Origin of the sequence: Streptomyces sp. SYP-A7185, from assembly GCF_046103685.1 — a bacterium.
Classification (GTDB): Bacteria; Actinomycetota; Actinomycetes; order Streptomycetales; family Streptomycetaceae; genus Streptomyces.
This window is the reverse complement of sequence record NZ_CP122310.1, coordinates 4,850,466-4,872,415: the sequence shown is the minus strand read 5'-3', so window position 1 is coordinate 4,872,415 and position 21,950 is coordinate 4,850,466. Positions and strand designations below refer to the sequence as shown.

The window sequence follows — 21,950 nt, the reverse complement described above, 5'->3', positions numbered from 1 at the left end:
GCCGTACGGAAGTGGGCTGTTCGGGGCACCGGTTGCCCCGGGTGTACGAGTCGGGCAGGACCCGGAGAGGGCCGCAGGGCAACGATCCCTGACATGCCTTTGAGCCACCGCGGTACCTCTCACCCGCTCGTCGCCGTGACGGTATTGCTGTGCGCGTTCCTGTGTCCCGCCCCCGCCGGTGCCTCCGAAGGCCCGGACACGAGCGCCGAAGTGGCCCGCCTCTACGAGGAGGCTTCCGCGGCGACCGCGCGCTACGAAGCGGGCCGGCACGCCGCCAAGGAGCAGCGCGCGAAGGTCCGGAAACTGGACCGACTCCTCACCAAGGAGCAGGCCGCGGTCGACGTGCTGCACGCGGACCTCGGCCGGATGGCCAGCGCGCAGTACCGCAACGGCGGCGACCTCCCCCAGACCGCCCAGCTCCTGCTCGCCGACAGTCCGGAGGAGCTGATCCGTGGTCAGCGGCTCCTGGGCCAGGCGGATCTGGCCGTCACCCACGCCGTGAGCAAGACCCAGCAGGCGGCCGCCAGGCTCTCGGACGCCAAGCACAGCGCGGACCGCGCCAAGCGCGCCCTCGACCGCCGCAACGCGACCCTCACCCGGCTGAAGCGGACCATCGAGAGCAAGCTGGCGTCGGCGCAGTGGACCCTTCAGGGCGAGGCCGACCGGTCGGTCGCGGCCGGCAAGTGCCGGGGTGCCGTACGCCTGGATCAGCCGGAGTCGCACTCCACGCGCGCGTGGACGTCGCCCGTGGAGACGTACGAGCTGTCGGCGGGGTTCGACAGCGCGGGTGAGCGCTGGTCGCACCGGCATACCGGGCAGGACTTCGCGGTCGGCATCGGGGCGCCGGTACGGGCGGTGGGCGCGGGCCGGGTGGTGTCCGTGTCGTGCGGGGGCGGCTTCGGCATCGAGGTCGTGGTGGAGCACAAGGGCGGCTACTACACGCAGTACGCGCACCTGGCCGCCGTCACCGTCGACCAGGGGGAACGGGTGGACCCCGGCCAGTGGGTCGGGCAGGCGGGCACCACGGGCAACTCGACGGGGCCGCACCTGCACTTCGAGGTGCGGCTCACGCCGTATCTGGGGTCGGGCGTGGATCCCGTCCCGTGGCTGGAGGACCGGGGGGTGCGGCTCTGAGCCGTACCGGTTCTTCTGCCGCTTTTCCTGCGCCCGTTCCTCTTACGGCCTCGGCCCCTACTGCTCCCGCTGCTCCTGCTGCTCGCTCAGGATTCGCTCGATGACGACTGCGACGCCGTCCTCGTTGTTGGCGACCGTGCGTCCCGAAGCGGCGGCGAGCACGTCCGGGTGCGCGTTGCCCATCGCGTACGACGTGCCCGCCCAGCTGAGCATCTCGATGTCGTTCGGCATGTCCCCGAAAGCGACGACCTCCTCGGGCGTGATGCCGCGCTCGGCGCAGGACAGCGCGAGGGTGCTGGCCTTGGAGACGCCGGGGCCGCTGATCTCGAGCAGGGCGCTCGGGCTGGAGCGGGTGATCTCGACCTGGCCGCGCACGGCCTCGCGGGCCACGGCCAGGAACGCGTCGGGCGCGATCTCGGGGTGGAAGGCGAGGACCTTCAGGATCGGCTGGGTCGCGTTCTCGGAGTCCTCGCCGAGGAGCTTCTCCGCGGGGGCGACGCTCTCGCCGGGCTCCAGGTGCAGCGGCGGGTACGTCGGCTCGTGGTGCAGTCCGCCGGTCCGCTCGACCGCGAAGGACGTGCCGGGGGCCGCCGCGCGCAGCAGCCGGACGACGTCGAGGGCGTCCTCGCGCCGCAGCTCCCGCACCTTCACGAAGCGGTGGCCGCCCGATCCGTCGTGCAGGTCCACGACGGCGGCGCCGTTGCCGCAGATGGCGAGGCCGTGGCCGTGCACGTGGGAGCTGACGACGTCCATCCAGCGGGCCGGGCGGCCGGTCACGAAGAAGACCTCGATCCCCTCCCGCTCGGCGGCGGCGAGTGCGGCGACGGTGCGGTCGGACACGGACTTGTCGTCCCGCAGGAGGGTGCCGTCCAGGTCCGTGGCGATCAGCCGAACCTTGGGCCGGTGCAGGGCGGAGACGGCCGGGGTCCTGGGCCGTGGGGTAGCTGAGGTCACGCCATCGATTGTCCCGCACATACGTGCACGGGCGTGCGCTGGGGCGCACATCTGAGTGCCTTTATGCCTCTGCCGTGCTGCCGCCCAGCTGGACCAGAGCCTCCGTGGCGATCCGCTCGAAGACCTTTTCGTCGGCCGCGAAATCCGTTCCCGGCAGCGGCCAGTGCAGCACGATCTCGTTGAAGCCCAGCTCAGCGTGGTTGCCGGCGAAGTCCACGAAGGCGTCGAAGGAGTCCAGGGGGCGGTCCGGCGTGAATCCGGTGAGCAGGATCTTGTCGAGTTCGGCGGCGTCCCGGCCGAGGGAGTCGCAGGCCGCGGTGAGCTTGTCGATCTGTCCGCGGATGGCTTGAAGTGATTGCTCCGGGGTGCCGTTCTCGAAGAGTTTCGGGTCGCCCGTGGTCACCCAGGCCTGTCCGTGGCGCGCGGCGAGCTTCATGCCGCGCGGTCCGGTGGCGGCGACCGCGAAGGGCAGCCGGGGGCGCTGGACGCAGCCGGGGATGTTCCGGACCTCGGACGCGGAGTAGTGGTCGCCCTCGTACGAGACGACGTCTTCGGTGAGGAGGCGGTCGAGCAGCGGCAGGAACTCGCCGAAGTGATCGGCCCGCTCGCGCGGGGTCCAGGGCTCCTCGCCGGGCTTGAGCAGCGCGGTGGCGTCGAAGCCGTTGCCACCCGCGCCGATGCCGAGGGTGATCCGGCCGTCGGACACGTCGTCCAGGGTGATCAGGTCCTTGGCGAGGGTCACCGGGTGCCGGAAGTTCGGCGAGGTCACCAGGGTGCCCAGGCGCAGCCGGTCGGTGGCGGCCGCGGCGGCGGTCAGGGTCGGCACCGCGCCGAACCAGGGCCCGTCGCGGAAGGTCCGCCACGAGAGGTGGTCATAGGTGTACGCGGTGTGGAATCCGAGCTCCTCGGCCCGCTGCCAGCGCTCCTTGCCCCCTTCGTGCCAGCGGCGGACGGGCAGGATCACGGTGCTCAGACGCAGACGCGGACTCATGGATCAGAGCGTACGTCCTGCGGCCCCCTCGGGCTTTCACCGGAACCTGCTGCTCAGCCGGGGGGAGGGACGGCCTCGGGAGGGACGGCCATGGGTCGCATGTCAGTGTGCTTCCGGGGGCGGGAAGCGGAGGTAGCCGGGGGGCACGGCGGCGGTGAGCCAGACGCCGTTGGCACTGACCTGGAACGCATGGCCGTCGCGGTGCATCGCGCCCGCGTCGACGCCGAGCACGACCGGTCGTCCGCGCCGGGCGCCGACGCGGGTGGCGGTCTCGCGGTCGGGCGAGAGGTGCACGGCATGGCGGTTCATGGGCCGCAGGCCTTCGGCGCGGATCGCGGCGACGGCGCGGGCGACCGTGCCGTGGAAGAGGTACGGGGGCGGGACCGCCGGAGGCAGCGCGAGGTCGACGTCGACGGAGTGGCCCTGACTGGCGCGGATCCGGCCGTCCTCGACGGCGAAGCGCTGTTTGTCGTTCGCGGCCACCACGTGCTCCAGCTCGGCGCGGGTGAAGCGGAAACCGTGGGCCGCGGCTGCCTCGATGAGCGCGTCGATCTCCACCCAGCCGCTCTCGTCGAGCGTGAGTCCGATTCTCTCCGGCTGATGGCGCAGGTGCTTGGAGAGGTATTTCGACACCTTCACCGTGCGTCGCTCGCCCGCCGCGTCTTCGGAGGGGGCTTCTCTATTCATCCATTCAGCCTCGCTCCGGAGCGTTCTCCCCGCACTTGATTTTCGTCCACCGACTTTTCATCCATCACTTTTCGTCCACAGGTTTGATCCACAGCCAAGTCCAGTTATCCACAGGGGAATTGGCGATTCTGTGGACAACGGCCAGACAATTTAACCCTTTTGATCAACAGAGGCCTTATTGCCATGACTTGCCGCTAGTGCGTCCAATGTCCTGGCCTGCACTTCGCGTTCAGTGGCCGCAGCGATGAACGCAGCGGCGTTGTCCCGGCCAACAAGCGCCTCCACGGCCTGCATTGTTGCCGCGGGCAGCGTCACCGGAAGCGGCTCGTTCGTGCGGAGGGCCGCCTGGCCCGAAGCGAGATGCTGCTGGAGGTGGCGCGTGGCGAACAGGCGCATGGCACGCGCCAATTCGGCATCCACGGACTGCTGTGCGAGCGGCCGCAACCGCCGGACGAGAGCCGCCGCCTCGGCAGCATCCGCCTCGCTCGGCGGATGATGGTCGAGATAGCGCGCGAAGACGTGCTCGGTGGTGAACTCCAGGAAACGAGCCGCTATGTGCTCGACCTGCCCCCTCAACTCCCTGAGATGGCCCGAGATGGCGGACAGTGGAACTCCGGCGGCGTGCAACTCCACCGCGACCGACAGTTCTTGAGGGCTCGGCACCAGGAATTCGTCGTCATGGCCCGGCATCGGCTCCAGCACACCGAGCGCGATCGCGTCGGCCACCGCCGCCTCGTCGGGCTCTCCGCCGAACGCCGCGTCCAGCTCGGCCCGGGTCATCCGGTCGGCCTTCTCGTCCGTCCAGGGTCCGCCCACCTCGGCAGCCAGCCCCAGGACACCGCCGAGCCCCCGGCCGGCGTCCCAGGCCTCCAACAGCTCCTTGATGGACGCCAGGGTGTATCCCCGGTCGAGCAGATCGGCTATCTGCCGCAGGCGCGCCAGATGCGTCTCGCCGTAGACGTTGGCCCGGCCGCGCCGCTCCGGCCGGGGGAGCAGACCGCGGTCCTGGTAGGCCCGGATCGTACGCACCGTGGCACCGCTGTGGTGCGCCAGATCCTCGATGCGGTACTCCACGGGCCGGTACTCGGCGGCGCGCTGGTCCGCCGTTCTGTGCTCGGCGGGGTGCTGAACCCGGTGCTGTTGCTCGGCGGTGTGCTGCCCCGGGGGCTGTTGCTCGGCAGCGGCATCCTGACCCGCCGGTCCGTGCTCGGTGCCGTGGGTGTCCAGCGGCTTCTGCCCGGTGCCGTGGTGGTCCACCGATCTCTGCCCGGCGCCCGACTGCTCGTCCACGCTCCCCGCCTCCGTAAACCCTCGTCCTAGGCGATGGCCGCTCGGCCGACCGCAGCAGCCGCTGCCCGTGCCGCGGGTGACACCGCCAGATAATCGACGGCCTTGCGCAACGAGCCTTCCTGCGAGGGATGGTACGACCGCCGCAGATAGCGGGGTATGGCCGCTCCGAGCTCTCGCCACGACGGCAGCAGGCCCTTGCCGACGGCCTTGTTGTGCTCGGCCAGGGAGTAGCGAGCGCGGCCCGCGAGCTGCGGGTCCCTGCGCATCAGATAGGCGGTGCCCCAGATCCAGAGGTACAGCATCACGGGCGCCGTGACCGTCATGCCCGCCATGCGGCGCGCATAGCGGGGCAGGCCTTCGCCGCCGCAGTGCTGGTACATGTCGAAGGCGACCGAGCGATGCTCGACCTCCTCCGCGCCGTGCCAGCGCAGCAAGTCGAGCATGACCTCGTCGGCGTCCGCCGCGTCCAGGCCCTCGGCGTGCAGCACCCAGTTCCCCAGGACCGCCGTGAACTGCTCGATCGCCGCGACGACCGCGAGGCGGAAGCGCAGCCACTCCTGCGTCGGTATCGGAGCACCCAACGGAGGCTGCTCGCCGAGGAGTTTCTCGAAGAGAAAGTCGACGTACTTGGTGAACCCGGCGGTGTCCAGCCGCTGGGCCGCCAGGTGGTCGAGCACGTGCGCGTGCTGCACGCTGTGCGTGGCCTCCTGGCCCATGAACCCCTTGACGTCCTTCAGCAGCACCGGGTCGGTGACGAGGGGCAGGCCTTCCTTGAAGACCCTCACGAACCACCGCTCCCCCGCGGGGAGAAGCAGATGCAGCACGTTGATCACGTGGGTCGCGGTGGGCTCGTCCGGTATCCAGTGCAGCGGCGTCCGCTCCCAGTCGAACGAGACCCGCCGCGGCACGATCGAGTAGTGCTCCTCGGTGCCCTCGCCGGTGCTCTTGTCCGTACTCACAGCGGCGGCTCCAATCGGGCGATCGCCCGCAGGGCCCTGGGCGTGAAGCGGGACATGAGGTGGGCGCCCCGGGCCTCCGGCGTGACCGGGACCACGGCCTGGTTCTTCACGACCGCGCGCAGGATCGCGTCGGCGACCTTCTCCGGCGGGTAGTTCCGCAGGCCGTACAGGCGCGAGGTCTTCTTCTGGCGGCGCTTCTCCTCCTCGGCGTCGACACCGGCGAAGTGCGTGGTCGCCGTGATGTTCGTGTTCACGAAGCCCGGGCATATCGCGGAGACCCCGATGCCCTGGCCCGCCAGCTCCGCGCGCAGGCACTCGCTGAGCATCAGGACCGCGGCCTTGGAGGTGCTGTAGGCGGGCAGCGCCTTGGAGGGCTGATACGCCGCAGCGGACGCGGTGTTGACGATGTGGCCGCCCTGGCCGCGCTCGGCCATCTGCTTGCCGAAGAGCCGGCAGCCGTGGATCACGCCCCACAGATTGACGTCGAGGACCTTCTTCCAGTCCTCGGCGCTCGTGTCGAGGAACGAGCCGGAGAGACCGATCCCCGCGTTGTTCACCAGGACATCGACGATGCCGTACTCCCTGGCGACCTTCTCGGCGAGCTTCTCCATGGCCTGCTCGTCGGTGACGTCGACCGTCTCTCCCCAGGCTTCGGGGGCGCCGACCAGACGGGACATCTCGGCCGTGCGCGCGGCGCTCTCCGCGTCCCGGTCGACGGCCACGACGCGTGCGCCCGCCTCGGCGAACGCGAACGCGGTGGCCCGGCCGATGCCGCTGCCCGCGCCCGTGACCAGGACCAGCTGGCCGCCGAAGCGATCGGCGTGCTTTCCCGTGGCCTGCCTGTCGTTGGCGGGGACACCGTCTTCGTTGCCGGTCACGAAGTCCGTGATCCACGCCGCCAGTTGGTCGGGCCGGGTGCGGGGCACCCAGTGCTTGGCCGGGATGGTGCGGCGCACCAGCTCCGGGGCCCACGTCTGAAGATCGTCGTAGATCCGCTCCGACAGGAAGATGTCGCCGGAGGGCGTGATGAGCTGCACGGGGGCGTGTGCGTAGGCGTCGGCGCGGGGCCTGCGCATCCGGGCGCGGATGTTGTCGCGGTAGAGCCAGGCTCCGTGCGCGGCGTCCGAGGGCAGCGACGAGGTCGGGTAGTCGCCCGACGGAATCTTCTCCACACGCTGGAGGATCTTCGGCCACTGCTTGCCGAGCGGTCCGCGCCAGGCGAGCTCGGGGAGCACCGGGGTGTGCAGCATGTACACATACCAGGACTTGGCGCCCTGGCCGAGGAGCTGGCCGACCTTGCGGGGGGTGGGCCGGGCGATCCGCTTCTTGATCCAGTGCCCGAGGTGGTCGAGCGAGGGCCCCGACATCGAGGTGAAGGACGCGATCCGGCCTTCGGTGCGCTTGACCGTCACGAACTCCCAGGACTGCACCGAACCCCAGTCGTGGCCGACCAGATGGACCGGCTTGTCCGGGCTCACCGCGTCGGCGACGGCCAGGAAGTCGTCGGTCAGCTTCTCCAGCGTGAAGCCACCGCGCAGCGGCTGCGGAGCAGTGGACTTCCCGTGGCCGCGCACGTCGTAGAGCACGACGTGGAAACGGTCGGCGAGGCGCTCGGCGACCTCCGACCAGACTTCCTTGGAGTCCGGATAGCCGTGCACGAGCAGCACCGTGGGCTGGCCCGGGTCGCCCAGCTCGGCGACGCACAGCTCCACACCGCCCGTGCGCACAAGGCGCTCGCGGGCGCCCTTGATCCCCTTGGTGGTTGCTCCCGTGATCATGCGGCGGCCCTCTCCTCAGCCCAGCGCCGCACATGCGGCAGATCGTCATCCAGCCAGAACGCGCTCTGTTCGGGATCCTTGGAGTCGGTGACGACCAGGATCTCCTCGAACTTCGCGCCCGTACCCCTGAACCCGAGGTGCGGTTCGACCGCCCAGAGCCCCGGCCGGGGCGGGTGGTCGGAGAATTTGTACGGCGACCAGAGCGGCGACCAGCCGTCCCGGTGGCCGTGGATCGCGTCGCTCGCCAACCCCTTCAAGGACTGTGTGCCGAAGCCGAAGACGTTCGGTGACAGCCTGCGCTCCTTGACGCGGTCGACCTTGTGGGCGATGACGCCGAAGGGATAGGCACGATGGCGGTTGGCATAGCCCTGGCGGACCATGAGCCGCTCCACGTCCTCATAGATCTCGCGCAGCGGCCGGCGCTCACGGACCTCGCGCAGGAGCAGCTCGCGATGCGCCTCCAAGTCGGCGAGGAGCTTGTCGTGCACGGGGTTGAGACCGAGACAGCCCGAATAGCCGATGTCCGCCGTATATCCCTTGTAGACCGGGGCCATGTCGAGGATGAACGGCATCCCCGGCTCAAGGCGCCGGTTGGTGGGGAAGAACTGAAGCGGTATCCGGAAGTTCACGAACGCCGTGCGGTCCCCGAACCAGGCGAAGGGCAGGTGGAACCAGTCCCGCACGCCCCGCTCCCGCAGCCACTCGCGCTGCATGCGGGCCGCCTCGCGCTCGGTCACCCCCGGCTTGAGCTGCGCCGCGACCGCCTCCGCGCATTCATACGCGAGGGTCTGCACTTCCCTGAACCCCCGCAGTTCCGCGGAGCGTTCGCCTGCCACTGCTGAGGTCATGCCACCGTCCGTCCGTGTCCGTCGTCGCCGTACGGCGTGTCCGGTCCATTGCAGTACGCGTCCGTAACTTGACACTGATGAATGTGACAATGCTCAGCGGCTACGTCAAGAGCTGCGGACGAGCCGGGCCCGACTCGGGGGGAACGTGCGGGACATTCCCCAGGGGGCGACCTCAGGACGACCCCTACGGGCCCGTAATACCGGAGAGTGAGGCGAGGACAGCACCCTGGTCTGACGCCCGATGTGGTCTGCGCCACTACCTTCGAATCGTGACTGTGATCGCGACCGAAAGCCTGAGCAAGCGGTTCCCGAGGGTGACCGCGCTTGACCGGCTCTCCATGGACATCGGGCCCGGTGTGACCGGACTCGTCGGAGCCAATGGAGCCGGCAAGTCCACACTGATCAAGATCCTGCTGGGTCTGTCCCCCGCCACGGAGGGCACCGCCGCCGTGCTCGGACTCGACGTCGCCACCAGTGGCGGCCAGATCCGCGAACGCGTCGGCTACATGCCGGAGCACGACTGCCTGCCGCCGGACGTCTCGGCCACCGAGTTCGTCGTCCACATGGCGCGCATGTCGGGGCTCCCGCCCACGGCGGCCCGCGAACGCACCGCGGACACCCTGCGACACGTCGGTCTCTACGAGGAGCGCTACCGCCCCATCGGGGGCTATTCGACAGGGATGAAGCAGCGCGTGAAGCTCGCGCAGGCCCTCGTCCACGACCCCGACCTGGTCTTCCTGGACGAACCGACCAACGGCCTCGATCCCGCCGGACGTGACGAGATGCTCGGCCTCATCCGCCGCATCCACACGGACTTCGGCATCTCCGTCCTGGTCACCTCGCATCTGCTCGGCGAGCTGGAGCGCACCTGCGACCACGTCGTCATCATCGACGGCGGCAAGCTCCTGCGGTCCAGCTCCACCACGGACTTCACCCAGACCACCACGACGCTGGCCGTCGAGGTGACGGACTCCGACGAACACCCCGACGGCACCCAGGCGTTCCGCGATGCGCTGCGGGGCCGCGGGGTCACCACCCACGAGGGCAGCGGCCTGCCCGGCGCGGGGCACACGGTGCTCCTCGAGGCGGACGGCGACGAGACGTACGACCTGGTGCGCGACCTCGTCGCGGACCTCGGGCTCGGCCTGGTCCGGATGGAACAGCGCAGGCACCACATCGCGGAGGTCTTCCAGACCGAGCAGACCGAGCAGACCGACCAGAGCGAACAGCCGGAGCAGCCAGAGCAGCCGGGACAGTCAAAAACGACCGGACAGCCCGGACAGTCCCGGCAGTCCGGCGAGGAAGCGCGGAAGGAGGCGGTCCGTCATGGCGGTTGAGCAGCCCCCGGCCCACGCCGGCGAACAGACCCAGATCCACAACATCGGCTATCGCAACTACGACGGCCCGCGCCTGGGCCGCGCCTACGCCCGCCGCTCGCTCTTCTCCCAGAGCCTGCGCGGGGCGTACGGACTGGGCCGCTCGGCCAAGTCCAAGGTCCTCCCGATGATCCTCTTCGCGGTGATGTGCGTCCCCGCCGCGATCATGGTGGCCGTCGCCGTGACCACGAAGGCGAACGACCTCCCCCTCGACTACACCCGCTACGCGATCGTTCTGCAGGCAGTCATCAGTCTCTTCCTGGCCGCACAGGCCCCCCAGACGGTCTCCCGCGACCTCCGCTTCAAGACCGTCCCCCTCTACTTCTCCCGCCCCATCGAGCACAGCGACTACGTACGCGCGAAGTTCGCCGCCATGGCGTCGGCGCTCTTCGTCCTCACGGCCGCCCCGCTGCTCGTCCTCTATGTGGGGGCGCTGCTCGCCAAGCTCGACTTCGCCGACCAGACCAAGGGCTTCGGCCAAGGCCTCGTCTCCGTGGCGCTGCTCTCCCTCCTCTTCTCCGGCATCGCCCTCGTCATCTCGGCCGTCACGCCCCGCCGAGGCTTCGGGATCGCCGCCGTCATCGCGGTGCTGACCATCAGCTACGGAGCGGTGTCCACGGTCCAGGCCATCGCCTACGAACAGGGCAGCACCGGTGCCATCGCCTGGCTCGGCCTCTTCTCGCCGATCACGCTCATCGACGGCGTGCAGACCGCTTTCCTCGGCGCCACCTCCGCCTTCCCCGGAGGGGAAGGCCCTTCGTCCGGCACGGGCGTGGTCTACGCGATCGTCGTCCTCGCCCTCATCGCCGGCTGCTACGGCGCGATGATGCGCCGCTACCGAAAGGTCGGGCTGTGACCACCATCAACATCGACCACGTCTCACGCTGGTTCGGGAACGTGGTGGCGGTCAACGACATCACGATGAACGTCGGCCCGGGCGTCACCGGCCTCCTCGGCCCGAACGGCGCGGGGAAGTCCACCCTCATCAACATGATGGGCGGCTTCCTCGCCCCCTCCACCGGCAGCGTCACCCTCGACGCCAGGCCGATCTGGCGCAACGAACAGATCTACAAGGACATCGGCATCGTCCCCGAGCGCGAGGCGATGTACGACTTCCTCACCGGACGTGAATTCGTCGTCGCCAACGCCGAGTTGCACGGCCTGGACGAGCGGGCCGCGCACAAGGCCCTCGCCACGGTCCAGATGGAGTACGCGCAGGACCGCAAGATCTCCACGTACAGCAAGGGCATGCGCCAGCGCGTGAAGATGGCCTCCGCCCTCGTGCACGAACCGTCCGTGCTCCTGCTGGACGAGCCGTTCAACGGCATGGACCCCCGTCAGCGCATGCAGCTGATGGACCTGCTGCGGCGCATGGGGGACGAGGGCCGCACGGTCCTCTTCTCCTCGCACATCCTCGAAGAGGTCGAGCAGTTGGCCTCGCACATCGAGGTGATCGTCGCGGGACGGCACGCCGCGAGCGGCGACTTCCGCAAGATCCGGCGCCTGATGACCGACCGCCCCCACCGCTACCTCGTGCGGTCCAGCGACGACCGCGCCCTGGCCGCCGCCCTGATCGCCGACCCGTCGACGGCAGGAATCGAAGTCGACCTCAAGGAAGGCGCCCTGCGCATCCAAGCCATCGACTTCGGACGCTTCACCACCCTGTTGCCACGCATCGCCCGCGATCACGACATCCGCCTCCTCACGGTCTCGCCCTCGGACGAGTCCCTCGAGTCGGTCTTCTCCTACCTCGTCGCGGCCTGAAGGGAGCATCGTGTACGACCCCACTGTCGCCCGGCTCACCTACCGGGCCCTGCTCGGCCGCCGCAGGGCGCTGATCCTCTTCGCCCTGCCCGTCCTCCTGGTCGTCATCGCCGCCGCGGTCCGCGGATTCAGCGGCGCCGACGACCAGGTCGCCTCCGACCTCCTCGGCGGCTTCGCGCTCGCCACGATGGTGCCGATCATCGGCGTCATCGCCGGTACCGGAGCCATCGGCCCGGAGATCGACGACGGCTCCGTCGTCTATCTCCTGTCCAAGCCGGTCAAGCGGCCCACGATCATCATCACCAAGCTCACCGTCGCCATCGCCGTGACCATGGCCTTCTCCGCGATCCCGACCTTCGTCGCGGGCATGATCCTGAACGGCAACGGCCAGCAGATCGCCGTGGCGTACACGATCGCCGCGCTGGTCGCCTCCATCGCGTACGCCGCGCTCTTCCTGCTCCTGGGCACCATCACCCGGCACGCGGTCGTCTTCGGACTCGTCTACGCCCTCGTGTGGGAGGCACTCTTCGGGTCGCTGGTCCCCGGGGCGCGCACGCTCAGCGTCCAGCAGTGGTCGCTCGCCGTCGCCCAGAAGACCGCGGGCGGCGACCTGGTCACCTCGGACGTCGGGCTGCCGGTCGCCACGGTGCTCCTCGTCGGCGTCACGGTCCTCGCCACCTGGTACGCCGGGCAGAAGCTCCGGTCGCTGACGCTGGCCGGGGAGGAGTGAATAATTCGGTGGCGGACCAACCGGGGGCGCGGGCACAGTAGATGTCGTCACCGCGCCATGACCCTGGCGCCCGCATACCGGGAGAGGAGCCGACGTGTCCTTCACCAGTCCGTCGAGTTCCCGGCAGGGCAGCCCGCGGCAGGTTCCGGAGTAGTTACTCACTCCGTCGAGCCCCGCCCACGGGGGAATGCCCGGGGCGGCCGCTTCGAGCGCGCACCTTCGCTGCGCGGGCCGCCCACCCACGTCGCACTGAGCCGGCCACCGAAGATCGGTGGCCGGCTCAGTGCGTGCGGGACGTGGTGTCCCGAGGATCAGCGGTCAGCAGCCGAGGAGCTTCTCCAGCACCACCGCGATGCCGTCGTCCTCGTTCGACGTCGTCACCTCGTCGGCGACCGTCTTGAGTTCCTCGTGGGCGTTGGCCATCGCCACGCCGTGCGCCGCCCAGCCGAACATCGGGATGTCGTTGGGCATGTCACCGAACGCGATCGTGTCCGCGGCCTTCGCGCCCAGGCGGCGGGCCGCCAGGGACAGTCCCGTCGCCTTGGAGAGGCCGAGCGGGAGCAGCTCGACGATTCCCTCGCCGGCCATCGTCACGCCGACCAGGCCACCCGCGACCTCACGCGCGACCGAGGCCAGCGCGTCGTCGCTCAGGCCCGGGTGCTGGACGTACACCTTGTTCAACGGGGCCGCCCACAGCTCGGCGACGTCCGTGAAAGGGACGGCGGGCAGCGGGCCGTCCTGCACCACGTACCCGGGGCCGACGATCACTTCGCCGTCGAGGCCGTCACGGCTCGCGGCGAGCGCCAGTGGGCCAATCTCCGCCTCTATCTTGGCGAGGGCGATCCCGGCCAGCTGCCGGTCGAGCGTGACCGACGTAAGCAGGCGGTGCTCGCCCGCGTGGTAGACCTGCGCGCCCTGCCCGCACACCGCAAGGCCGTCATAGCCCAGGTCGTCGAGGATGTGCCGGGTCCAGGGGACGGCACGGCCGGTGACGATGATGTGCGCGGCGCCCGCCGCGGTGGCCGCGGTGAGCGCGTCGCGCGTACGCGCCGAGACCGTGTCGTCGGAGCGCAGGAGCGTTCCGTCGAGGTCGGTCGCGACGAGCTTGTACGGGAAGGACGGCGTGACAGGAGCAGGGTGGCTCACTTGTTGATGGGCTCCAGGATCTCTCGTCCCCCCAGGTACGGACGCAGGACCTCGGGCACCCACACGGAGCCGTCGGCCTGCTGGTGGTTCTCCAGGAGGGCGACGATCGTGCGCGGGACGGCGCAGAGCGTGCCGTTCAGCGTCGCGACCGGCTGCATGACCTTCTTGCCGTCGCTGTTGTCGCGCATCCGGATCGACAGGCGGCGGGACTGGAAGGTGTCGCAGTTCGACGCGGACGTCAGCTCGCGGAACTTGCCCTGCGTCGGGATCCACGCCTCGCAGTCGAACTTGCGCGAGGCCGAGGAGCCCAGGTCGCCCGTGGCGACGTCGATCACCTGGAACGGCAGACCGAGACCGGTCAGCCACTGCTTCTCCCACTCCAGGAGCCGCTGGTGCTCGTTCTCCGCGTCCGCCGGGTCGACGTACGAGAACATCTCGACCTTGTCGAACTGGTGCACGCGGAAGATGCCGCGGGTGTCCTTGCCGTACGTGCCGGCCTCGCGGCGGAAGCAGGGCGAGAAGCCCGCGTACCGCAAGGGGAGCTTGTCGGCGTCGATGATCTCGTCCATGTGGTAACCGGCGAGCGCGACCTCGGAGGTGCCGACCAGGTAGTAGTCGTCCTTCTCCAGGTGGTAGACGTTCTCGGCGGCCTGGCCGAGGAAGCCCGTGCCCTCCATGGCGCGCGGGCGGACCAGGGCGGGCGTCAGCATCGGGATGAACCCGGCCTCCGTCGCCTGCGCGATCGCCGCGTTCACCAGGGCCAGTTCGAGCAGGGCGCCGACACCGGTCAGGTAGTAGAAGCGCGAGCCGGAGACCTTCGCGCCGCGCTCGACGTCGATGGCGCCGAGCGCCTCGCCGAGCTCCAGGTGGTCCTTGGGCTCGAAGCCCTCGGCCGCGAAGTCGCGCGGGGTGCCGATCGTGTCGAGGACGACGAAGTCCTCCTCGCCGCCGACCGGGACGTCCGGGTGGACGAGGTTGCCCAGCTGCTGGAGGAGGCGCTTGGTCTCCTCGTCGGCCTCGTCCTGGGCGGCGTTGGCCGCCTTGACGGCGGCGGAGAGCTCGCCGGCCTTCTTCAGGAGCTCGGCCTTCTCGTCACCCGAGGCCTTGGGGATGAGCTTGCCGAGCGCCTTCTGCTCGGAACGGAGCTCGTCGAAGCGGAGCCCGGACGACCTGCGCCGCTCGTCGGCGGAGAGCAGGGCGTCGACGAGCGCGACGTCCTCTCCACGGGCGCGCTGGGAGGCGCGAACACGGTCGGGGTCCTCACGGAGCAGGCGAAGGTCAATCACCCCACCAGGCTACCGTCGAGCGGTTCCGGCTCTCGACTCGATATTCCCGTCTGTAGCGTTATGGCCGATTTGCCGGAATGGGAATTCCCGAAAGAGATGCGACGGGAACCCGACAGAAATGAGCCATCGGCCGATCGCCGGCCGGTCGTCGCGCAGCTCCCGGACGGCCGCCGGATCCTGCTCCGGACCGCCGCGTTCCGGGTCAATGAAAAGGGTGTCATTCCCTGAAAAGGGGCAGAGCGGACCCGTCTCCTTGACCCGATCCCCTTGTGCGGACCGGGACTTGAGGGCCCGGTTGTCCACAGGAATATCCCCTGTCGAAAAGTTATCCACAGGCTGTGCGAAAGATCTGTGGATGCCGGAAGGGATCGTTCCGAAAGCCGCATGCGCGACGAAGGATTCCCGTCCCAAACCACCCTCACACCCACTTTCGAGTGGAAATGGTTCGCCCCAAAGAGTTGATCAATGGAAAAGGGTGGACGAGGGGTGACGTGCGGGACTGTGGACGGACTTGTGGGTTCTAGGCCGATTTGTCGACCATGTCGGCCTTCGTTGTCGACTTGTCCCCAGGTCGAGAACCGGCCCTGTGGATAACTTTGTGGACAACGTAAATCAGCAGGTAAGACCGCTCAGAACCGGCCGTCCTGGCACTGGGTCAGCCAGTCCGAGGCCGCAAGGAACTCGCCATCGGTCGTCCCGGGCCGCGGCGGCTTCAGATCGGCGGGCGACACTCCCGCACGCGGATACGAACCGAGGAAGCGCACCTGCGGGCAGATCCGCTTGAGGCCCATCAGGGCCTCACCCACGCGGCGGTCCGTGATGTGGCCCTCGGCGTCCACGGAGAAGCAGTAGTTGCCGATGCGCTGGCCGGTGGGCCGCGATTCGATCCGCATCAGGTTGACCCCGCGCACGGCGAACTCCTGGAGCAGTTCGAGCAGGGCGCCGGGGTGGTCGTCGCCGAGCCAGATGACCACCGAGGTCTTGTCCGCACCGGTCGGCGCCGCGGGGCGCGCCGGGCGGCCGACCAGGACGAAGCGGGTCTCGGCGGTCGCCGCGTCGTGGATCTCGCTGACCAGCGGTTCCAGGCCGTACGTCGCCGCCGCGAACTCGCCCGCGAAGGCCGCGTCGAAACGGCCCTCCTGGACCAGGCGGGCACCGTCCGCGTTCGAGGCCGCCGACTCCCACAGGGCGTCCGGCAGATGCGCGGCGAGCCAGTTGCGGACCTGGGGCTGGGCCACCGGGTGGCCGGTCACCGTCTTGATGTCCTTGAGCTGGGTGCCGGGCCGCACGAGCAGCGCGAAGGCGATCGGCAGGACCACCTCGCGGTAGATCATCAGGGGCGCGCCCTTGGCGAGCTCGTCGACGGTGGTCGTGACGCCGCCCTCGACGGAGTTCTCGATCGGCACCAGGGCCGCCGCCGCGTCACCGCTGCGGACCGCGTCCAGCGCGGCGGGCACGGACACCATCGGGACGAGCTCCCTGGTGGCCGCTTCCGGGAGCGTACGGAGGGCTGCTTCGGTGAAGGTGCCCTCGGGGCCGAGATAGGTGTAGCGCATCGCCGACATACCGTCACCCTAATGGCCCGTCCGTGGCACGGCTCACGCGTCTCACGAAGCGACGCCCGCCCCCACACACGTACGAGACGCCCATCCCCACACGTGTGCGTGACGTCGGCCCCCACACCCGTACGACACACCCGTACGACACACCCATACGACACACCCGTACGACACGGGCCTACCCCTCCAGCAGCCGCTGCCCCACGTACTCGCCCTTCGCGGCGCCGCCCGGCACCGCGAAGAGTCCGCTCGCCTCGTGCCGGACGAACTTCGACAGCGCGTCACCGCGGTCGAGCTTGCGCTGCACCGGCACGAAGCCCCGGAGCGGATCCGCCTGCCAGCAGACGAACAGCAGGCCCGCGTCCGGCTCGCCGTCCTTGTCGAAGCCGTCGTGGTACGAGAACGGGCGGCGCAGCATCGCGGAGCCGCCGTTCTGGTCGGGACGGGTGATGCGGGCATGGGCGTTGAGGGCGATGACGTACTCCCCGTCCGGGCCCGCCTTCTCCAGCTTCGGCTCGGTGGTCTCCGTACCGCCGGTCAGCGGTGAGCCGTCCGACTTGTGGCGCCCGATGACCGCCTCCTGGTCCTTGAGGCCGAGCTTCTCCCAGTCGTCGAGGAGCATCCGGATACGCCGTACGACGACGTAGGAGCCGCCCGCCATCCAGGACGGGTCCCCCGTGGCGGGCACGAAGATCCGGCGCTCGAAGTCGTCCTCCGAGGGCTTCGGGTTGTTCGTGCCGTCGATCTGGCCCATCAGATTGCGGGTCGTCATCGGGTGCGCGGTCGCGCCGGGCGAGCGGTTGAAGCCGTTCATCTGCCAGCGCACCCGCGCCGCGCCGCCCGCCTCCTTCTGGAGCGCGCGCAGCGCGTGGAAGGCGACGAGCGGGTCGTTGGCGCCGATCTGCACCCACAGATCGCCGTCGCTGCGCGCCTTGTCGAGGTGGTCGGACGAGAAGTCCGGCAGCGGGTCGAGCCCCGACGGGCGCTGCTTCTCCAGGCCGGTACGCCCGAAGAAGCTGTGCCCGAAGCCGAAGGTGACGGACAACGACGAGGGGCCCGCGTCCCGGGCGACATCCGTGTCCTCGCCCGCCGCGGCCTTGCCCGCCATCAGCCGCTCGGCCGTCGCCGACCAGCGGCGCAGCAGGGCCGCCGCTTCCTTGCGGCCGGCGCCCGCCGTCAGGTCGAAGGCGATGAGATGGCCGCGGGACTGGAGGGGCGTGGTGATGCCGGGCTGATGTTTCCCGTGAAACATGACCGTGTCCGCGCCAAGCGACGCCAGCGTCGCCGCCTTCTCGGGGGTGTCCGAGGGCGCCGCGGCATACCCGGCCGCACCGCCCGCCGCGCCGAGCGCGAGACCGGTGGCGCCCGCGGTGCCGAGCAGCCGCCGCCTCGAAATCCCGTTGTCCGCCATGGTGGTTCCGTTCAGCCGATCTGCGCGTTCTTGTTCACGGTCACTTGGTCGATGTCGGAGGTGCGCACGGTCACGGCGACCTTCCACTTGCCCGCCATCGGAATCTGCACCCCGTTCGCGCTCCAGTGTCCGGTGGCGATGTGGTCGGGGGCGACCGGCAGCGGGCCGACGTCCTTCGACTTGAGGGTGAACGACACCTTGACCTCGGGGATGTCGAACGCGCTGCCGTTCGGGCGCTTCACGAAGATGTGCATCTCGTTGCTGCCGGTGCGGCCCGGGTCCAGGTCGAGCTGCACGGTGCCCTTGCCGTCGTCGGAGCCCGTGTCGAAGGGGAACTTGAGGGTGAGCGGTCCAGAGCGCTGGGCCGCGGCGGCCGTCTTCGAAGCCGCCGCCTCCTCCTCCGTGCGCCCGGGCTCGGTGGAGGTCAGGACCGTGGTGACCGCGAGCAGGACGACGGCGACGCCCGCCTCGGCGAGCACGGAGCGTCGCAGGCCGGACCGGTTCGGGTCGGCGTCGCGGATCCGCTTCTCGCGGGCGGTGCTCATGGCGGCCTGCTGGCAGGCGAGCTGGGCGGAGCGCTTGGAGTCCGTACCTGCGGCCCCGGCGGGCACCGTCACCGGCTTCTTCTCCACCCGCTTGGCCGCCGTGGTCTTCTCGGCGTGCTTCTCGGCCCGCTTCTCCACGACGGCCGCCGCCGCGGCCTCCGGGGCCAGGTCGCCCGCCTGGCCGATGATCCGTCCCGTCCAGCGCCGGGAGATCCAGGCGATGCCGACGAGGACGACCACCAGGGCGACCTTGACGAGGAGCAGCTGGCCGTACCGCGTACCGGTGAGCGCCGACCAGGAGCCGACCTGCCGCCACGACTGGTAGAGCCCGGTGGCGGCCAGCGCGACGACGCTGGCGAACGCCACGCGCGAGAAGCGCCGCACGGCCCCGGCCTCCACCGACGGCGCGAAGTAGAGGGCGACGACCAGCGCCGCGAGCCCGCCGAGCCAGGCGGCGACGGCGAGCAGGTGCACGACGTCCACGGGCATCGCGAGGCCGGCCTGGATGCCGGTCGACGCGTGCTCGGCCATGGCCCAGGTCGCGCCGAGCCCGGCGGCGACGACGCCTCCGCCGATGGCGAGCCCGAAGGTGAGGTCCTTGCGCTCCTTGGGGTCGGTCCGCTTCTCGTACGCGCCGAAGAGCACCGCGATGAAGAGCGCGGCGGCGGCGAGCAGCAGCAGCCGTGAGACGAGCGCGGCGCCCGTCTTCGTCTGGAGCACGTCGCCGAGCTTGCCCATGTCGAAGGCGTCGGCGATCTTCCCCGAGCCGGTGTAGGGCGCGCGGAGCAGCAGCATCACGAGGGTGGACGCGGTGAGCGTGACCCAGCCCGCCACCACGAGCCGCTGCACAGGGCGCACCCCGGCGCCGCGCGGCCAGCAGCCGAGCACGAAGGCCGCCCCGCCGACGACGAGGATGAAACCGGCGTACGAGAGGTAGCGCGCGAAGCCGTAGAGCCCGCCGACGACTCCGCCGCCCACTTCCTCGTCCGGCAGCGCGACCTTGGTGTCGGACGGCGCGCCCACGGAGAAGGTGTAGGCCCCGGAGATGGGGTGGCTGTCGGCGGAAACGACCTGGTAGGCGACGGTGAAGGTGCCGTCGGGCAGCCCCTTGTGCAGCGGCACGCCGTAGGTGTTGGACCCCAGGTCGGTGGTCTTGCCGGTGTCGACGCGCTTGCCGGCCGGGTCGAGCACCCGTACGGAACCGTCGGACATGGCGACCTTCTCGGAGAAGGTCAGGGAGACGCGGGCGGGTGCCGAGTCGACCACCGCCCCCTGCTTGGGGTCGCTGCCCGTCAGCGCGGCATGGGCGGAAACGGGTGCCGCCGTGGCCAGCAGTGCGCCGAGGAAGACGGCGACGACGAGCAGGAGCCGTCCGGCGCCGGGGGGTATCCCGAAGCGGGCGGCGGCCCCGGAGCGAGCTCCACAGCCGGGAGCGATGGTCTGCATCAGCGATCAGTCCCTCAGTGCGACGCGTGCTTGCCGGGCGTGGGGTTGTACGTGGCCGCCTTCACCGGGACCTCGATCTCGATGGGGTCCGACTTCTCGAAGTGCAGCGTCACGGCGACCTTGTCGCCCTGCTTCGGCTTCTTCTTGAGCTCCTCGAACATGAGGTGGTTGCCACCCCGCGCGAAGTCGAGCTCGCCGTTCGCGGGTACGTCGAACGACTTCTGCTCCTTCATCGCGTTGCCCTTGGTGCTGTGCAGCGTGACCTTCTCGGCGACGGAACTGGTCACCGAGGTGAGCTTGTCGGCGCCGCCCTTGTTGGTGACGGTGAAGAACCCGGAGGCCATGGTGTCCATGACCGGCTCGGGCATGAAGGCGCCGGCGACCTTGAGCTCGGGCTTGCCCGAGGCCTGGCCGGCGTCCGAGCCGGAGGAGTCCGAGCAGCCGGCGAGGGTGAGCGCCGCCGTCAGGGCCAGGGCGCCGCCGGCGAGCGTGCGGCGGTTCACGGAGTCGCTCCCTTGACGATCTTGGGGAGGTCCTTGGTGTAGTCGTCCACGGTGGTGTCCTCGCCGTACAGGACGTACCCGGCGTCGGTCTTCGGCGAGAACGCGATGACCTGCGTGCCGTGCATCGAGACGACCTTGCCCTTCTCCTTCTTGGAGGGCTCGATGCTGATGCCGAGGGTGCGGGCGCTGCCCTGGATGGTGTCGAAGTCACCGGTCAGACCGATGAAGTCGGTGTCCTGCGACTTGAGCCACTTGCCGAGGGCCTCGGGAGTGTCGCGCTCGGGGTCGGTGGTCACGAAGACGACCTGGAGCTTGTCCTGTTCGGCCTTGGGCAGCTGCTTCTTGGCGACGGCGATGTTGCTCATCGTCAGGGGGCAGACGTCCGGGCAGTTGGTGTAGCCGAAGTAGACGAGCGTCGGCTTGCCCTTGGTCTCGGCGCGCAGGTCGTACTTCTTGCCGTGCGTGTCCTTGAGGACGAGGTCCGGCTTCTCGAAGGGCTTGTCGAGGATGGTCGCGGCCTTGTCGCCGTTGGACTCGACGGAGACGTCCGCGACGGGCTTCTTGCTGTCGTCACCGCCGCCGCAGGCGGACAGGGTGAGGGTGGCCGCGGCCAGCATGGCGGCGGCGAGCAGCTTCTTCTTGCGCATACGAAAATGTCCCAGATGTGAGGGGGCCCGGGCGCACCGGGGGCACGTGAAACGCCCCCGGTACGGCCCGAAGGGTGGCTCAGCTGTTGGCGCGCCGGCGTCCGGCGAGCACGCCGAACGCCACGCCGGCCGCGCCGACGACGATGCCGACGACACCGAGGACGCGGGCGGTGGAGTCACTGCTGTCGGACGAGGCGGCGGACTCGCTCTCGTCGTCCGACTTCGCGTCTTCCTTGGCGTCGTCGTCGTGCGAGGCGGCGGCGCCGTGACCGTCCTCGGAGGCGGCGGTCAGGGCCAGGGCCGGAGCGGGGTGCTCGGGCTCCTCCTCGCCCTTCTGCTGCGGCTCGATCCAGCGGACGACTTCCTTGTTGTCGTACGTCTGGACGGCCTTGAAGACGAGCTCGTCGGCGTCCTCGGGCAGCGCGCCGATGGAGAGCGGGAACTTCTGGAAGGTGCCCGGCCGGACACCCTTGCCGTCGGCGGTCCAGGTGACCTTGGAGACGGCCTCGTCGATCTTCTCGCCGTGCATCTCCAGCGGCTTGTCGAGCTTCGACTTGGTGACCTTCGCGGTCCAGCCCGGGACGTCCTGCGTCATGACGGAGGCGAGCGGGTGGTCCTCGGGGAAGGAGACCTCGAGCTTGTTGGTCGAGGCGTCGTCCATCTCGTTGGGCACCTTGAAGTTGACCGTGGCGTAGCCGCCCTTGGCGGCCTGGCCCTCGGCCGTGACGCTGACGTGCGCGAAGGCGGGGACGGAGAGCAGCAGGACGGCGGAGGCGGCGACGCCACCGACGACGGAGACGCGGGAGGCCTTGGCGGTGGACAGCGCGGACAGAACAGACATGACGGAACACTCCACTTTCAGCGGTGGTGATCAGCGGCGCCGAAAGGCCGACGGC

The 21,950-nt window shown here is 69.8% G+C and carries 20 protein-coding genes; 5 read left to right on the top strand and 15 right to left on the bottom strand.

Annotation, left to right across the window (positions count from 1 at the left end):
- Positions 1-93: 93 nt before the first annotated feature.
- Positions 94-1,134, top strand: coding sequence for a murein hydrolase activator EnvC family protein (locus QBL25_RS21335; RefSeq protein ID WP_409058624.1), 1,041 nt, complete (start codon positions 94-96; stop codon positions 1,132-1,134).
- Between the two features lie 57 nt (positions 1,135-1,191).
- Here QBL25_RS21335 and QBL25_RS21330 read toward each other — a convergent pair whose 3' ends face one another.
- The 7 genes from QBL25_RS21330 to QBL25_RS21300 form a co-directional block, all read right to left on the bottom strand.
- Positions 1,192-2,088, bottom strand: a complete 897-nt coding sequence (locus QBL25_RS21330) for a Cof-type HAD-IIB family hydrolase (RefSeq protein ID WP_409058623.1) — start codon at positions 2,086-2,088, stop codon at positions 1,192-1,194.
- A gap of 61 nt (positions 2,089-2,149) precedes the next feature.
- On the bottom strand, positions 2,150-3,079 hold the full coding sequence (locus QBL25_RS21325; protein WP_409058622.1) for an LLM class flavin-dependent oxidoreductase: 930 nt from the start codon (positions 3,077-3,079) through the stop codon (positions 2,150-2,152).
- A 102-nt stretch (positions 3,080-3,181) separates the two neighbouring features.
- Entirely contained in the window at positions 3,182-3,766 is a 585-nt protein-coding gene (locus QBL25_RS21320) for an RNA 2'-phosphotransferase (protein WP_409058621.1), read from the bottom strand.
- Between the two features lie 150 nt (positions 3,767-3,916).
- On the bottom strand, positions 3,917-4,840 hold the full coding sequence (locus QBL25_RS21315) for a MerR family transcriptional regulator (RefSeq protein ID WP_409062728.1): 924 nt from the start codon (positions 4,838-4,840) through the stop codon (positions 3,917-3,919).
- Between the two features lie 242 nt (positions 4,841-5,082).
- Complete coding sequence (locus QBL25_RS21310) at positions 5,083-6,015, bottom strand: metal-dependent hydrolase (RefSeq protein ID WP_409058620.1); 933 nt, start codon at positions 6,013-6,015, stop codon at positions 5,083-5,085.
- Positions 6,012-7,793, bottom strand: a complete 1,782-nt coding sequence (locus QBL25_RS21305) for an SDR family oxidoreductase (RefSeq protein WP_409058619.1) — start codon at positions 7,791-7,793, stop codon at positions 6,012-6,014. The genes QBL25_RS21310 and QBL25_RS21305 overlap by 4 nt, the downstream gene beginning before the upstream one ends.
- Positions 7,790-8,641, bottom strand: coding sequence for a M24 family metallopeptidase (locus QBL25_RS21300; RefSeq protein WP_409058618.1), 852 nt, complete (start codon positions 8,639-8,641; stop codon positions 7,790-7,792). The genes QBL25_RS21305 and QBL25_RS21300 overlap by 4 nt, the downstream gene beginning before the upstream one ends.
- Before the next feature lie 275 nt (positions 8,642-8,916).
- On the opposite strand from QBL25_RS21300, the gene QBL25_RS21295 reads away from it, so the two are divergent.
- From QBL25_RS21295 to QBL25_RS21280, 4 genes are read left to right on the top strand one after another with little or no spacing between them, the layout of a single operon-like run.
- Positions 8,917-9,978: an ATP-binding cassette domain-containing protein gene (locus QBL25_RS21295; RefSeq protein WP_409062727.1), complete on the top strand. Its 1,062-nt coding sequence runs from the start codon at positions 8,917-8,919 to the stop codon at positions 9,976-9,978.
- Positions 9,968-10,873: an ABC transporter permease gene (locus QBL25_RS21290; protein WP_409058617.1), complete on the top strand. Its 906-nt coding sequence runs from the start codon at positions 9,968-9,970 to the stop codon at positions 10,871-10,873. The genes QBL25_RS21295 and QBL25_RS21290 overlap by 11 nt, the downstream gene beginning before the upstream one ends.
- Complete coding sequence (locus QBL25_RS21285) at positions 10,870-11,781, top strand: ABC transporter ATP-binding protein (RefSeq protein ID WP_409058616.1); 912 nt, start codon at positions 10,870-10,872, stop codon at positions 11,779-11,781. The genes QBL25_RS21290 and QBL25_RS21285 overlap by 4 nt, the downstream gene beginning before the upstream one ends.
- A 10-nt stretch (positions 11,782-11,791) precedes the next feature.
- Positions 11,792-12,511: an ABC transporter permease gene (locus tag QBL25_RS21280; RefSeq protein WP_409058615.1), complete on the top strand. Its 720-nt coding sequence runs from the start codon at positions 11,792-11,794 to the stop codon at positions 12,509-12,511.
- Between the two features lie 318 nt (positions 12,512-12,829).
- Here QBL25_RS21280 and QBL25_RS21275 read toward each other — a convergent pair whose 3' ends face one another.
- The 8 genes from QBL25_RS21275 to QBL25_RS21240 form a co-directional block, all read right to left on the bottom strand.
- Positions 12,830-13,657: an HAD family hydrolase gene (locus QBL25_RS21275; RefSeq protein ID WP_409058614.1), complete on the bottom strand. Its 828-nt coding sequence runs from the start codon at positions 13,655-13,657 to the stop codon at positions 12,830-12,832.
- Positions 13,654-14,943: a serine--tRNA ligase gene (gene serS, locus QBL25_RS21270; protein ID WP_409058613.1), complete on the bottom strand. Its 1,290-nt coding sequence runs from the start codon at positions 14,941-14,943 to the stop codon at positions 13,654-13,656. The genes QBL25_RS21275 and serS overlap by 4 nt, the downstream gene beginning before the upstream one ends.
- 629 nt (positions 14,944-15,572) lie before the next feature.
- Positions 15,573-16,508: a prephenate dehydratase gene (pheA, locus tag QBL25_RS21265; protein WP_409058612.1), complete on the bottom strand. Its 936-nt coding sequence runs from the start codon at positions 16,506-16,508 to the stop codon at positions 15,573-15,575.
- 172 nt (positions 16,509-16,680) lie between these two features.
- Entirely contained in the window at positions 16,681-17,913 is a 1,233-nt protein-coding gene (gene efeB / locus QBL25_RS21260; RefSeq protein WP_409058611.1) for an iron uptake transporter deferrochelatase/peroxidase subunit, read from the bottom strand.
- Between the two features lie 11 nt (positions 17,914-17,924).
- A complete protein-coding gene (locus QBL25_RS21255; protein ID WP_409058610.1) occupies positions 17,925-19,904 on the bottom strand; it encodes a copper resistance CopC/CopD family protein in 1,980 nt (659 codons plus the stop codon).
- Between the two features lie 14 nt (positions 19,905-19,918).
- Positions 19,919-20,407 (bottom strand): copper chaperone PCu(A)C, encoded by a 489-nt coding sequence (locus QBL25_RS21250; protein ID WP_409058609.1) that lies wholly within the window; start codon positions 20,405-20,407, stop codon positions 19,919-19,921.
- Positions 20,404-21,054, bottom strand: coding sequence for an SCO family protein (locus QBL25_RS21245; protein ID WP_409058608.1), 651 nt, complete (start codon positions 21,052-21,054; stop codon positions 20,404-20,406). The genes QBL25_RS21250 and QBL25_RS21245 overlap by 4 nt, the downstream gene beginning before the upstream one ends.
- 79 nt (positions 21,055-21,133) lie before the next feature.
- Positions 21,134-21,895 (bottom strand): YcnI family protein, encoded by a 762-nt coding sequence (locus QBL25_RS21240; RefSeq protein WP_409058607.1) that lies wholly within the window; start codon positions 21,893-21,895, stop codon positions 21,134-21,136.
- Between the last annotated feature and the right edge of the window lie 55 nt (positions 21,896-21,950).

Bases quoted from the DNA above. Each gene is read 5' to 3' on its own strand.
- QBL25_RS21335 (WP_409058624.1), top strand. From the start codon at position 94: ATGCCTTTGAGCCACCGCGGTACCTCTCACCCGCTCGTCGCCGTGACG.
- QBL25_RS21325 (WP_409058622.1), bottom strand. From the start codon at position 3,079: ATGAGTCCGCGTCTGCGTCTGAGCACCGTGATCCTGCCCGTCCGCCGC.
- QBL25_RS21320 (WP_409058621.1), bottom strand. From the start codon at position 3,766: ATGAATAGAGAAGCCCCCTCCGAAGACGCGGCGGGCGAGCGACGCACG.
- QBL25_RS21305 (WP_409058619.1), bottom strand. From the start codon at position 7,793: ATGATCACGGGAGCAACCACCAAGGGGATCAAGGGCGCCCGCGAGCGC.
- QBL25_RS21300 (WP_409058618.1), bottom strand. From the start codon at position 8,641: ATGACCTCAGCAGTGGCAGGCGAACGCTCCGCGGAACTGCGGGGGTTC.
- QBL25_RS21290 (WP_409058617.1), top strand. From the start codon at position 9,968: ATGGCGGTTGAGCAGCCCCCGGCCCACGCCGGCGAACAGACCCAGATC.
- pheA (WP_409058612.1), bottom strand. From the start codon at position 16,508: ATGTCGGCGATGCGCTACACCTATCTCGGCCCCGAGGGCACCTTCACC.
- efeB (WP_409058611.1), bottom strand. From the start codon at position 17,913: ATGGCGGACAACGGGATTTCGAGGCGGCGGCTGCTCGGCACCGCGGGC.
- QBL25_RS21255 (WP_409058610.1), bottom strand. From the start codon at position 19,904: ATGCAGACCATCGCTCCCGGCTGTGGAGCTCGCTCCGGGGCCGCCGCC.
- QBL25_RS21245 (WP_409058608.1), bottom strand. From the start codon at position 21,054: ATGCGCAAGAAGAAGCTGCTCGCCGCCGCCATGCTGGCCGCGGCCACC.
- QBL25_RS21240 (WP_409058607.1), bottom strand. From the start codon at position 21,895: ATGTCTGTTCTGTCCGCGCTGTCCACCGCCAAGGCCTCCCGCGTCTCC.